Genomic DNA, 12921 nt, shown 5'->3' on the forward strand with positions numbered 1-12921 from the left:
GAACGCCCGCCGGCATGCAAGCCGGCGGGCCGGGCGTCCAGGGTCACCCCAGGGCACGGGAAGAATCCGCGCCCCGCTGCTTCGGTTACGACCTGCGCCGGATCGGAATGCGCGAAAGCGGCACCGACACCAGGTCGTGTCCGGCCTGGCGCACCGGCTGGCCGTGCTCGGGCGCGAAGGCGTGGGCGTAGACGACTTCCCAGGTGGAGGGCAGCAGGCCGTCCGCTGTGCGGAAGGCTTCATACGCCGCGCGCGCGGCCTCGATGCGCCCGCGCCCGGTCAGGCTGCGGCGCCGCTCCGCCATCGCGTTGCCGCCGCCGGCGCCGCGCAGGTCGGCCATCAGCGCCTCGAGCGTGGGATGGGTGAGGGTGAAGCGGTCGGCATCGAGCACCGGGTTGCGGAATCCCGCCGCCAGCAGCGCGTCGCCCAGATGCTGGATCGGCGCGAAGGCGTGGACGTGCGGCGCGGGATCTTCCGCAAACGCCTCGCGCAGCTCGTCCAGGGTTTCCGGACCGAGGCTGGAGCAGGCCACGAAGCCGCCCGGATTGAGCACCGCGCGCCACTGCGCGAACAGTGCCGGTAGATCGGTGATCCAGGGCAACGCCAGATTGGAGACGATCAGGTCGAAGCTGCCGCCGGCAAAGGGCAGCGCGGCGGCATCGGCGCACACCACGGCGTAGTCCGGCCGCCAGCGTCCGGCCGCGCGCCGCGCCTGATCGGCCATCGCCAGCGAGCCGTCCAGCGCCACCACCTGTGCCTTCGGCCAGCGCTTCTTCAGCGCCCGCGCCGCCGTCCCCGGCCCGCAGCCCACGTCCAGGATGCGCGCCGGCGGCGTCTTCACGTAGTCCAGCAGATCCAGCAGCCGCGCCTCCACCTCCTGCTGCAGCGCCGCGTGCCGCGCATAGCCGCGCGCGGCGCGGTCGAAGCCGCGGCGGATCGAGGGCGGGTCGAAGGGAGCGTGCGGCATGGTTCGGGAGCGAGGTGGCGTGCGGCGGCGGGCGGCCGGAGGGGATCGCATTGTAGTGAACCGGGACCGATTTGGTCTGGTTTTGCGCGCAATCAGACCATGGTGGCTGTGGCGGTGATCCCGGCGGGCAGCAACAGCAAAGGAGCATCGCGATGTCGACGGAGCGGCAGGCTCTCCGGCGCTCGCTGAACTTGCCAGCCGCGTGCATCCGCCACTTCCGGTGCTTCGACTGGAGCCCTCGGGTTGCCCGAGGCGCAACTTTGCCCAACCGCCGCTGGCTGTCGTCATGCGACATCCATGCCTTTGTGCTGCAGAATGACCGGCTTGCGAGTGGGGCAGGTTGCGAATTTGCGGGTATCGAAGCGGGTATCCACGAGGTCCGCGGTGCCTATGTGTATTTGGAATCAGGAAGATGGACGCGCCATGCTGCTGATGATCGACAACTACGACAGCTTCACCTTCAACCTCGTGCAGTACTTCCAGATGCTGGGGGCGCAGGTGCGGGTGGAGCGCAACGATGCGCTGACGGTGGACGAGATCCGCGCGCTGGCACCCAGCCACATCGTGATCTCGCCGGGGCCGTGCACGCCCAACGAGGCGGGGGTGTCGCTGGAGATGATCGAGCGCCTCGGGCCGATCACGCCGATCCTGGGCGTGTGCCTCGGGCACCAGAGCATCGGCCAGGCGTACGGCGGCACGGTGGTGCGCGCCGGCAGGATCATGCACGGCAAGACCTCGCGCATCCGCCATCGCGGCACCGGGGTGTTTGCGGGCCTGCCGGACGACTACGAGGCCACGCGCTACCACTCGCTGGTGGTGGACAAGGCCAGTCTGCCCGAGGCGCTGGAAGTCACCGCCTGGACGGAAAACCCGGACGGCTCGATGGAGGAGATCATGGGCATCCGCCACCGCGAGTATCCGGTGGAGGGCGTGCAGTTCCATCCCGAGTCGATCCTCACCGAGCACGGCCACGCGCTCTTGCGGAACTTCCTGGAGCGCTGACCGGGCGGCGGGCTCCGCGTCCGGCGGTCATCCGCCCCGGCGTGCGTGCTCCAGCCAGTGCAGCAGCGGCACCCAGTCCTGCTGGTGCTCGCGCACGTTCTGCGAGTGGTAATCGAACAGGCATTTGCCCAGCCCGACCATGAGCGCATAGGCCTGGGTATCGCGCAGCTGCGCGACCAGCTCACAGGGCCACTGCGAAAGCTGGGCGATGGCCTGCTGCGAGGCCTGGGTCCACGGTCGCAGGCGGTTGGCGACCAGCCCCACCGGCAGCGCGCCGCGCGCCACGCGCGGATGTTCGGCCAGCGCGTTGAGGAAGCGCACCGTGGCTTCCATGTCCATCACCGTGGGAAGCACCGGCACCAGCACCGCGTCGGCCACTTCCAGAAAGCCTTCGAGATCCTTGGGCATGGCACCGGCGGCGGCGTCGATCACGACGCGCTGGGTGCCGTCGGGCACGCGCCGCGCCCACTTGCGCCGGGTGCCGTCCACGCCGGCCACGCCGCCCGCCGCGCCGCGCCGCTCGCACCAGTGGCGGGAAGACGCCTGCGGATCGGCGTCCACCAGCGCGGTGGCCTTGCCCTGGGTGGCGAAGGCACCGGCGAGCGTGGTGGAGATGGTGGTCTTGCCGACGCCGCCCTTGGCGCTGGCCACGAGGATGCGGAACATGCGTCGCTCCGGTCGGGATACGCCGCCACTTTAGCGCGAGCCGCATCGCCCCGCCGGTAGACTGGCGCAATGAACAGTCCCTGCAATATCGCCGCCGCCCTGCCCGGCATGGCCGCGCGCCAGCCCGAGGCCATCGCCATCCGCTGTCCCACCGGCGTCGGGCCGGACGGACAGGTGCGCTACGGCATCGAACTTTCCTGGCGGGCGCTGGAGGAACGCAGCAGCGCCATCGCCGCGGCGCTGGCGCGCGCCGGCATCGTGCGCGGCACCCGCGCCGCGCTGATGGTGCGGCCCTCGCCGGAACTGTTCCTGCTGATGTTCGCCATGTTCAAGGCCGGCGTGGTGCCGGTGCTGATCGATCCGGGCATCAACCGCCGCGCGCTCAAGCAGTGCCTGGACGAGGCGGCGCCGACCGCCTTCATCGGCATCCCGCTGGCGCATGCGGCGCGCGTCGTGCTCGGCTGGGCGCGCAGGAGCTGCCGGATCAACCTCACCGTGGGGCGGCGCTGGTTCTGGGGCGGCCACACGCTCGACGGGCTCATGGCGCAAAGCGCCGGCGAAGACTTCACCCTGGCGGACACCGCGCCCGACGAGATCGCGGCGATCCTGTTCACTTCAGGCTCCACCGGCGTGCCCAAGGGCGTGGTGTATCGGCATCGGCACTTCGTCGCGCAGGTCGAAATGCTCGGGCAGATGCTCGGCATCGAGCCGGGCGGCGTGGATCTTCCGACCTTTCCGCCGTTCGCGCTGTTCGACCCTGCGCTCGGCATCACCAGCGTCATCCCCGCCATGGACCCGACCCGCCCGGCGCAGGCCGACCCGCGCAAGCTGATCGACGCGATCCGGCGCTTCGGCGTCACCCAGATGTTCGGTTCGCCGGCGCTGCTCGATACCCTCAGCCGCTACGGGGAAGCCCACGACGTGAGGCTTGCCACCCTGCGCCGGGTGATGTCCGCCGGCGCGCCGGTGCCGCCGGCGGTGGTGGCGCGCATGGCCGCGATGCTGCCTGAGGACGCCAACATCTGGACGCCCTACGGTGCCACCGAATGCCTGCCGGTGGCCCTGATCGAAGGGCGCGAGCTGCGCGCCACGCGCGCCGCCACCGAGGCCGGTGCCGGCACCTGCGTCGGTCGCCCGGTGGCACCCAACGACGTGCGCATCATCCGCATCGTGGACGAGCCCATCGCGCAGTGGCGCGACGAGCTGTTGGCGGCACCGGGCGACGTCGGGGAAATCGTCGTCGCCGGCCCCACCGCCACCGACGAATACTTCAACCGCCCCGAGGCCACGGCGCAGGCCAAGATCCGCGAAACCCTCGCCGACGGCAGCAGCCGCATCCTGCACCGCATGGGCGACCTCGGCTGGATCGACGAGGGCGGGCGGCTGTGGTTCTGCGGGCGCAAGAGCCAGCGCGTGGAGGCGGCCGACGGCCCGCTCTACACCGAGCAGGTGGAGCCGGTCTTCAATACCCATGCCGCGGTGCGCCGCAGCGCCCTGGTCGGCGTAGGCGAAAAAGGCGCACAAATGCCCGTGCTGTGCGTGGAGCTGGAGCCCGGCACGGCCGAGGCCGCGCGCGAGCGCATCGAGGCCGAACTCCTCAACCTCGGCCAACGCCACCCGCACACCGCGCGCGTGCAGCGCCTCCTGTTCCACCCCAGGTTCCCGGTGGACATCCGCCACAACGCCAAGATCGGGCGCGAGGCGCTGGCGCGCTGGGCGAGTGCGAGAATGCGCTGAGCCGCGCAGCTTGCTGCGGATTCGTTTCGTACGTGAAGCTGCGGCGGCGGATTCAACGTCCATTCGCAACGCCGCTGATGGAATCCTGCCCGGTTCCAGGCCGATCCGGAACGCGCCCGCTCCGTCCGCCGTGTCATGTTCTTCCATGAACCCGTGTTTCTACCTGATGAGCGCGCTGATGACGCGCCCAGTCCACTTTCAGGAGAGAAACATCATGAGACAGATTTGCTACCTGCCCCTGATCGCGCTGTTCGCGTTCGGTGCGGCGCTGGCTGCCGATGCGCCCGATTCGCAACACAAGCAGCAGATCGACGAGGAGCAGGCGATCGAAATGGTCGCCGCGGCGCTGGCGGCAGCGCCGGGGCTGGAGTTCGATACCGGGTTCAGCGTCACCGGCATGAGGTCCATCGAACCGCCCGTGAATACGGGCTGGTCCGACGTCGAGGACGGCATCCGGGTGTTTCCGTGGATGGGCTCGGCGACCATCGGGAATCCTCCGATCCCGATTCCCGTCCACCTCGGCTACTACGTCGCTGTCCGCCAGAAGAACGCGGCGAATACGCTGGAGAAGGTGATGGTGACGCGCCTCAAGGTCAACGGGGCGCTTGACCTGGACTTCGGCACCAACGGCTGGCTGCAGGCCGAGAATGCCAGCAGCTCCATCGCCGATGTGGCGATGGGTCAGTACGGCGAGCTCTACATCCTGCACGCGGGTGAGAAACGGGTGGGCTGCCATCGCCTGGAGGCGGGGACCACGTGCCACAGTCCGACCTCCGGCGGCAAGCTGTCGTATCCGCTGACCGCCCCGCGCACGGCCGCCACGCCCACGCGCCTGCTCTACGACAAGCGCTATGGCCTTTTTGTCGCCGCGAAAATCACCAATGCCGATCGCGGCACCGAGCTGGCGGTCACCCTGATGCAGCCCGCCGGCGCAACCGGGTCATCGGGCGGAACGCCGGTGACCACGTTCGGTACCAACGGCCACGTGATCGGACTGCCGTCGTGGGCCGCAGCCACGGGCGTGACGGCGGCCATCAACGCCATGGCGCTGACGCCCGCGAGCGCGACGGGCGGACAGCGGCTGTACGTCGGTGGCGAGGTGATGCGCGCAAATCCCGACAGCGACGGCTTCATCCTCGGCCTGAACCCGACCACGGGCGCCACGATCAGCGGCTGGAACTGGCGGGATGTCTATTACGAGAGCGACAACACCGGAAGCAAGGCCGACGCCGTGACGGCGCTGGCGGTGCTGCGCAACGGCTCCGGCTACGGCGGCAAGCTCGTCTATGCGGGCTGGTCGGCAACCGACAGCGCCGATGCCAAGCCCATGATCATGGGGCGGCTCGGCAACGACGGAACCTGGGACACGAGCTTCTGCGCCGGCAATGCCAATCACACGACGCGGGCCTGTCTGGTGGATCCGCCGCGGTCATTGTTGACGATCCCCGTCTACATGCCCGCCGCGATCCCGGTAGCGATCGTCGAGCGCTCCAATCGAGACCTGGCGGTGGCGCAGCGCTTCCAGCAGAACGGCCTCCCTCTGTTCGGGGAGCCCGACCGGCACGTCCATACCCTGGTGCAGCAGTTCGGCCAGGACGGCAACCGCCTGTACACGCAGCTGAAGGTCGACTATTCCGCCTCCGACCCGGACACCACTACCTGGTGGTCGCGGCCGTTCGACATGGTCGCGTCGGGAGCCTTCGGCGACCGATTGGCGCTGATCGGCACCCGGAAATGGAACGGCACCGACTTCGACCCCACGGTGACCGCCCTCAAGGGGGCCACCGAGGACCACGTCTGCCTGTTCTCCGACGGCATGGAAAGCGCGCGCCCGGCCTGCTGGTAATCGCTTTCTCTCTCGGTGCATCGTGCACCCCGCGCCCGGCCTGTTCCCGGGCGCGGCTCTTTTCCGGGTGTCAGATGTCGGTGGGCTCGGGCAGCTTGCGCGCGCGCACCCGGGCGCGCAGCGAGATGAACAGCACCCCGCCCAGCACCATCGCCGCGCCCAGGTACAGGCGCGGGCCGGGGCGGTCGCCCCAGAAAACGATGCCCAGCGCCACCGCGATCACCGGGGAAATCAGCAGGTAGGGCGTGAGCGTGGACACCGGATGGCGCTGCACCAGCCAGTAGAACAGGCTGTGGCCCAGCAGCGAGGCCGCCAGCGTGGCCCAGACCACGCCGAACCAGGCCGTTGGCGAGGCGTTGCGGATCGCGTCCCACTGCCCGCTTTCCACGCCCAGGCTCCACAGCAGCAGCGGGCCGACCGCGATCAGCGCGGTCCAGCCCTGCACGCCGATGGGATGCATGCCGGTGAGCCGGCGCATGACCACGGTGCCCACCGCCAGCGACAGTGCCGAGGCGAGCATCAGGAACAGCGCGAACGGGGCCTGCAGCACGATCGGATCAAAGCCCAGCACCAGCACGCCGGCAAAGCTCACGCCGACCCCGGTCCAGGTGCGCCACCCGATCTTTTCGCCGAGGAAGATCGCCGCGAGCACCACCGCCATCGGGATGTAGCTTTGCAGCACGATGGCGGGCGAGGCCAGGTTGCCGGCCTCGCGGATGGCCCAGAAGTTGAGCCCGAAGTGCAGCGCACCGTTGCACAGCGCCACCGTGATCAGCGCCAGCCAGCGCCCCTGCGGCGGGCGCGCCATCCACGGCAGCAGCAGCACCATCAGCGGCATGAGGCGCAGCGCGGAGAACAGCAGCGGCGGAATTTCCCGCAGCGCCATCGCCGAGGTCAGGAAGTTGATCGCCCAGACCAGACAGATGGTGAGTACGAGCAGGAGGTGGGTGCGGGGCATGGGGGGGTGTTTTTCCCGCTCTACCCCATCGGCGATGGGGGAGAGGCAGTCATCGGGTTATGCCGTCAGCCGCCGCAGCGCTTCGGCGTAGCGGGCCTGGGTGCCGGCAATCACCGCCTCGGGCAGGCGCGGGCCGGGCGCGGTCTTGTTCCAGTCCCGGGTTTCCAGCCAGTCGCGCACGAACTGCTTGTCGTAGCTGGGCGGGCTGCTGCCGACCCGGTATTCCTCGGCCGGCCAGAAACGCGAAGAATCTGGCGTGAGCATCTCGTCCATCACCCGCAGCGTGCCGTCTTCGTCCAGCCCGAATTCGAGCTTGGTGTCGGCGATGATGATGCCTCGCTGCGCGGCGAAATCGGCGGCAAAGCGGTAAATCGAAAGCGTCGCCTCGCGCACCCGCTCGGCCAGCTCGCTGCCGATGAGTTCCACCACGCGGTCGAAGGAGATGTTTTCGTCGTGTTCGCCGACCGCGGCCTTCGAGGAGGGCGTGAAGATCGGTTCGGGCAGGCGCTCGGCCTGGCGCAGGCCGGCCGGCAGCGCGATGCCGCACAGCGCGCCGGTGGCGCGGTAGTCCTTCCAGCCCGAGCCGATCAGGTAGCCGCGCACCACCGCTTCGACCGGCAGCGCCCGCAGCCGGCGCGCGATCACGCTGCGGTGGCGATACAGCGATGCATCCACGCCCTCGGGCAGGACGCTTTCCGGTGCCGCGTCGAGCAGGTGGTTGGGCATCAGGTGCGCGGTCTTGCCGAACCAGAAGTTCGACAGCCGCGTCAGCACCTCGCCCTTGCCCGGGATCGGGTCGGGCAGCACCACGTCGAAGGCCGAAAGCCGGTCGGTGGCGACCATCAGCAGGCGTTGGGCGTCGAGCGCGTAGACATCGCGCACCTTGCCCCGATGCAGGAGTTCGAGGCCGGGCAGGTCGGAAGTATGCAGCGTGGTGGTCACGGGGCGTCCATGCGATGGAAGGGAAACACTCTAGAGCGGTTCGCGCGCCAGCGCCGCCATCAGCTGCCGCAGCGCCCGGCCGCGGTGGCTGACCGCGGCCTTTTCCTCGCGGCTGAGCTCGGCCGCGCTCTGGCCGCTGGCCTCGTCGAAAAACACCGGGTCGTAGCCGAAGCCGTCCTCGCCCTGCGGGGCGTGCAGGATGCGCCCGCGCCAGCGGCCTTCGCAGACCAGCGGCGCGGGATCGTCCGGGTGGCGCAGCAGCACGAGGGTGCAGTGGAAGTGCGCGCCGCGGTGGGCGTCGGGAATTCCGGCCAACGCGTCGAGCAGTTTCAGGATGTTGGCCTGCGCGTCGCCGTCCGAGCCGGCGTAGCGCGCCGAATGCAGTCCCGGCGCGCCGCCGAGCGCGTCCACGCACAGGCCCGAATCATCGGCCAATGCCGGCAGCCCCGAGATGCGGCTGGCGTGGCGCGCCTTGATGAGCGCATTTTCCACGAAGGTGGCGCCGGTTTCCTCGACCTCGTCGATGCCGAACTGCGCCTGCGGCACGACCGTCATGCCGGCCGCGCCCAGCAGCGCGCGCAGCTCGGCGAGCTTGCCGGCGTTGTGGCTGGCCAGAACCAGGCGCGCGGCAGGTTCCATCAGTCGGACTCCCACCACAGCCAGAAGCCGTCGCTGATGCGCTTGAAGAATCCGCCTTCGGGGGCGTCGGCCAGCGCGATCAGGGGACGCTCGGCCAGCACCTTGCCATCGAGAGAAAGCCGCAGGGTGCCGACGCCCTGGCCCTTGGCGAACGGGGCCACGAGCTGGCGCGGCAGATCCATTTCGGCCTTCACTTCTTCGTAGCGTCCGCGCGGCACGGTGAGCAGCAGCGGTTCGGCCAGGCCCAGCGCCAGCGTCGCGGATTCGCCCTTCCACAGCGCCGGTTCGCTGACTGTCTGGCCGGCGTCGTAGAGGCGGTGGGTCTCGAAGAAGCGGAAGCCCCAGTTGAGCAGGGCATAGCTGTCCTCGGCGCGCTGCTTTTCGCCGCTGGAACCCATCACCACGCTGATCAGGCGCTGGTCGCCGCGCTTGGCCGAGGCCGCCAGGCAGTAGCCGGCGGCGGAGTGGTGGCCGGTCTTGATGCCGTCGATGGCGGCGTCCTTCCACAGCAGCGAGTTGCGGTTGTGCTGACGGATGCCGTTGAAGGTGAATTCCTTCTGCGAATACACCGCATATTCGCGCGGGAAGTCGCGGATCAACGCCTGCGAGAGGCGCGCGATGTCGTGCGCGGTGGTGTAGTGGTCCGGCGCGGACAGCCCGTGCGAATTGACGTAGTGGGTGTCGTTCAAGCCGAGCTTTTTGGCGTAGGCGTTCATCAGGTCGGCGAAGGCGGGCTCGCTGCCGGCCACGTATTCGGCCAGCGCGATCGAGGCGTCGTTGCCGGACTGGATGATCATGCCGTGCAGCAGGTCGCCCAGCTTCACCTTGCTGTTGACCGGCAGGAAGCTGGTGGACCCGTCCGTACCGCCGCCGCCGCCGCGCCAGGCGTTTTCGCTGATCGGCACCTCGTCGTCGAGCGAGATCTTGCCCGCTTCCAGCTCGGCCGAAACCACGTAGGAGGTCATCACCTTGGTGATGCTGGCCGGCTCGACCCGCGTGTCCATGTTGCTTTCGGCAAGCACCTGACCGGTGGCATCGTCGACCAGAATCCAGGCGCTGCCGTTGACCGACGGCGGAGCCGGCGTCACCAGCGGCTGCGCGGTGGGCGTGGGAAGGTTTGCGACCGGGCGCGGTGCCGCAGGTTCCTGCGCCGTGGCGCAGACGGAAACGACCAGCAGCGCGCCGGCCAGAAGGTTCTTGACGTTCATGTCGTGAGGCAGTCCATGCGAAGGGTGTCCGTGCGCCCGGCGCACGGAACGGGAAGGCGCATTATCGCGGCACCAGGCCGTCGCGTCATTGGGTGATCAGGGTCGGCACGCCCAGGCCCATCGCGTGCAGGGTGTCGGACACCGCAAGGCTGCGGTGGCGCGAGGGCAGTGGCCCGACCCGCACCCGATACACGGTACGTCCGGAGACCTGCGCCGGCTGCACCGACACCGGCACCACCTCGGCATGCGTGAGTCGCTCGACCAGACGCTGGGCGTTGGCGGCCTCGCCGAAGCTGGCGACCTGCAGCCAGAAGCGCCCGGCGTCCACTTCGGGTGCGGCCGCCGGCGTGGGAGCGGTGACGTGAACGGTCGGGCCGCGCGCGATCGGCACCACGCCGGCGCGCGCCGCGGCCCAGGCCGCTTCCGGCGGCATCGCCGCAGGCGGAGGCGGTGGCGTGACGCCGCGCTGCAGCGCGCGGATTTCCACCGGCGCGGTGCCGTTCACGTGAACGCCCAGCTTCACCGCCGCCGCATAGGAAAGGTCGATCAGGCGATCTTCGTGGAAGGGCCCGCGATCATTCACCCGCACCACCACGCTGCGCCCGTTCTCCAGATTGGTCACGCGCACGTGCGTGGGCAGCGGCAGGCTCTTGTGGGCCGCGCTGAACTGGTACATGTCGTAGGGCTCCAGGCTCGAAGTTGCGCGACCGTGGAACTTGTTGCCGTACCAGGAGGCGATGCCGCGCGCGACATAGCCCTGCGCGCTGGGCAGCACGTGGTAGTCCTTGCCCAGCACCGTGTAGGGCGAGCGGTTGCCGTAGCGCGCCGGTGCCTCGCCGGTGGGCTCGGGTTCGACCAGATGGCTGATGTCGGGCGGGATCGCCGGGCCGCCGTCGGACACGCCCGGGCGGTAGAGGCCGCCGGCGGTGTATTCGCCCGGTTTGTCGGGCCGCGCGCGCGTGACCGGCGGCGGCCGCGTGCCGTGGGCGCGCGCCGCGCGGTGGCCGGCCTCGGGTGTGGATGGTTTGACCGCCTTGCCGCCGCACGCGGCCAGGGCAATCGACAGCAGCGCCACCGGCAGGAGCCGGCGCGGCAGGAGGCTGTCCGGACTGCCAGACATCCTGCGCGCCTCACCGCGCCAGCGCGGGACTGTCGGTGCCGGCGATGGCCTGGGCGAGCTGCAGCACGGCCATCGAATACAGCGGCGAACGGTTGTAGCGCGAGATCACGTAGAAGTTGTTGAACGTGATCCAGTATTCCGGGCCGTTCGCCCCCTCCAGCCTGAGCAGGGTGGCCGGTGCCGCGTGGCCGATGGCTTCGGCCGGGCGGTAGCCGCGTGCGGCCAGTTCGGGCAGCGAGTATCTGGCTTCCAGCGAATCGGGCACGAACTCCTGCGCGTCGCTCGCGCGCACCGCGCGCACCGCGACCGGCTCACCGGCCTGCCATTTGTGCGCGGCGAAATAGTTGGCGACCGAGGCCAGCACGTCGGGCAGCGAGTTCCACAGGTCGCGCTGGCCGTCGCCGTCGCCGTCCACCGCATAGGCGCGGTAGCTCGACGGGATGAACTGGCCCCAGCCCATCGCTCCGGCGTAGCTGCCGACGATCGAATCCAGATCGAGCCGCTCCTCGCGCGCGAGGGCAAAGGCGTGCGCCAGCTCGCTGCGGAAAAAGTCGGCGCGCTTGGGGTAGAAAAAGCCCAGCGTGTAGAGCGCATCGAGCACCTTGTAGCGCCCGGTATTCGCGCCATAGCCGGTTTCCACGCCCAGGATCGCCACGAGGATCGGTGCCGCCACGCCGGTTTTCGCCTCGATCTCGCGCAGTGCGTCCTGGTGCGTGGCCAGAAAAGCCTGACCCTTGGCAATGCGGTCGGTGGTCAGGAAGATCGGGCGGTAGTCCTTCCACGGCTTGGCTTCGGCCGGCCGGGTGATCGCATCGATGATGCTCTGCTGGTAGCGCGCCCTGTCCAGCAGCGCTCCGGCGTCTTCGGGCGCGATCCCGTGCTGCGCCTGGACCTGGGCCAGGAAGGCGGCGCGCACTTCCGGCTCCAGTTCGCCCGCCGGTGCCGCTGTCGCGGTGGCGCAGGCGAGGATCAGGGCAGCGGAAATGGCGGCAATCGGGAATCGGAACATGGGGGTGCGCGCAAGGGGAATCGGGCGCAGTGTACACGCCGCGCTGGCGGCCCCTGACGCCCACCCCAACGACCCTTGACTTCCGGCACTGCGTTTCGGCGTCCGGCTCCGATACGCTGGTAAAATCACCGGCCCGCTTCCGTTCGCACCAAGGCAATCCGATGTCGCTCGATTTCGAACAGGCCCGTCACTTCATGGTTAACCACCAGGTTCGGCCCTGGGACGTCCTCGACCCGCGCGTGCTCGATGCGATGGGCGCGATTTTCCGCGAGGACTACGTTCCCTCGCGCTATCGCCGCGTGGCCTTCGCCGATCTGGCGCTGCCGCTGGAGCACGGTGAGTTCATGCTCAAGCCGGTGCTCGAAGGCCGCCTGCTGCAGGCGCTGGAACTGGCACCGACCGACGACGTGCTGGAAGTGGGCACCGGCAGCGGCTATCTCACCGCCTGCCTGGCCACGCTGGCGCGCGACGTGGTGAGCATCGACATTCACGCCGATTTCGTCGAGCGCGCCCGCGCCCGCTTCGGCGCGACGGGTTTGACCAACATCCGCGTTGAACAGGCCGATGCGCTGGCATTCGACCCGGGCCGCAGCTTCGACGCCGTGGCCGTTGGCGGTGCCGTCGCGACGCTGCCGCAGGCCTTCCTGCCCTGGCTCAAGCCCGGCGGACGCCTGTTCGTGGTGCAGGGCCACTCGCCGGTGCAGCAGGCCGTGCTTTATCGCCGCACCGCGCAGGGCCATGCCGTCGAGGAAGGCCTGTTCGAGACCGAGGTGCCCTACCTGGTCGGAGCCGAACCCTCGCCGCGCTTCGCGCTTTGATCGACACCC

The 12921-nt window shown here is 69.6% G+C and carries 12 protein-coding genes; 4 read left to right on the top strand and 8 right to left on the bottom strand.

The features are described 5' to 3' along the window. Positions 1 to 85: 85 nt before the first annotated feature. Positions 86 to 967, bottom strand: coding sequence for a malonyl-ACP O-methyltransferase BioC (gene bioC / locus WB794_RS10765; RefSeq protein ID WP_337335855.1), 882 nt, complete (start codon positions 965 to 967; stop codon positions 86 to 88). 423 nt (positions 968 to 1390) lie between these two features. Here bioC and WB794_RS10770 point away from each other — a divergent pair, with 423 nt between their 5' ends. Continuing rightward, positions 1391 to 1969 (top strand): anthranilate synthase component II, encoded by a 579-nt coding sequence (locus tag WB794_RS10770; protein ID WP_337335856.1) that lies wholly within the window; start codon positions 1391 to 1393, stop codon positions 1967 to 1969. Positions 1970 to 1996: 27 nt separating this feature from the next. Here the strand turns inward: WB794_RS10770 and WB794_RS10775 are convergent, their stop codons facing one another. Further along, on the bottom strand, positions 1997 to 2635 hold the full coding sequence (locus WB794_RS10775; RefSeq protein WP_337335857.1) for a ParA family protein: 639 nt from the start codon (positions 2633 to 2635) through the stop codon (positions 1997 to 1999). 69 nt (positions 2636 to 2704) lie between these two features. Between WB794_RS10775 and oleC the strand changes: the two genes are divergently transcribed. Both oleC and WB794_RS10785 read left to right on the top strand, forming a co-directional pair. After that, a complete protein-coding gene (gene oleC / locus WB794_RS10780; protein ID WP_337335858.1) occupies positions 2705 to 4372 on the top strand; it encodes an olefin beta-lactone synthetase in 1668 nt (555 codons plus the stop codon). A gap of 166 nt (positions 4373 to 4538) precedes the next feature. Beyond that, entirely contained in the window at positions 4539 to 6218 is a 1680-nt protein-coding gene (locus WB794_RS10785; protein ID WP_337335859.1) for a hypothetical protein, read from the top strand. Positions 6219 to 6288: 70 nt separating this feature from the next. Here the strand turns inward: WB794_RS10785 and WB794_RS10790 are convergent, their stop codons facing one another. The 6 genes from WB794_RS10790 to mltB form a co-directional block, all read right to left on the bottom strand. Next, positions 6289 to 7176, bottom strand: a complete 888-nt coding sequence (locus WB794_RS10790) for a DMT family transporter (RefSeq protein ID WP_337335860.1) — start codon at positions 7174 to 7176, stop codon at positions 6289 to 6291. 57 nt (positions 7177 to 7233) lie between these two features. Further along, a complete protein-coding gene (locus WB794_RS10795) occupies positions 7234 to 8118 on the bottom strand; it encodes a phosphoribosylaminoimidazolesuccinocarboxamide synthase (RefSeq protein WP_337335861.1) in 885 nt (294 codons plus the stop codon). A 30-nt stretch (positions 8119 to 8148) separates the two neighbouring features. Beyond that, positions 8149 to 8757 (bottom strand): RdgB/HAM1 family non-canonical purine NTP pyrophosphatase, encoded by a 609-nt coding sequence (rdgB, locus tag WB794_RS10800; RefSeq protein WP_337335862.1) that lies wholly within the window; start codon positions 8755 to 8757, stop codon positions 8149 to 8151. Beyond that, complete coding sequence (locus WB794_RS10805) at positions 8757 to 9965, bottom strand: D-alanyl-D-alanine carboxypeptidase family protein (protein ID WP_337335863.1); 1209 nt, start codon at positions 9963 to 9965, stop codon at positions 8757 to 8759. The genes rdgB and WB794_RS10805 overlap by 1 nt, the downstream gene beginning before the upstream one ends. A gap of 85 nt (positions 9966 to 10050) precedes the next feature. Beyond that, entirely contained in the window at positions 10051 to 11085 is a 1035-nt protein-coding gene (locus tag WB794_RS10810; protein ID WP_337335864.1) for a septal ring lytic transglycosylase RlpA family protein, read from the bottom strand. A 10-nt stretch (positions 11086 to 11095) separates the two neighbouring features. Continuing rightward, on the bottom strand, positions 11096 to 12094 hold the full coding sequence (gene mltB / locus WB794_RS10815; RefSeq protein ID WP_337335865.1) for a lytic murein transglycosylase B: 999 nt from the start codon (positions 12092 to 12094) through the stop codon (positions 11096 to 11098). Between the two features lie 161 nt (positions 12095 to 12255). On the opposite strand from mltB, the gene WB794_RS10820 reads away from it, so the two are divergent. After that, entirely contained in the window at positions 12256 to 12912 is a 657-nt protein-coding gene (locus WB794_RS10820; RefSeq protein ID WP_337335866.1) for a protein-L-isoaspartate O-methyltransferase family protein, read from the top strand. Positions 12913 to 12921: the final 9 nt, after the last annotated feature.

Source organism: Denitratimonas tolerans (assembly GCF_037203605.1).
GTDB lineage: Bacteria > Pseudomonadota > Gammaproteobacteria > Xanthomonadales > Xanthomonadaceae > Denitratimonas > Denitratimonas tolerans.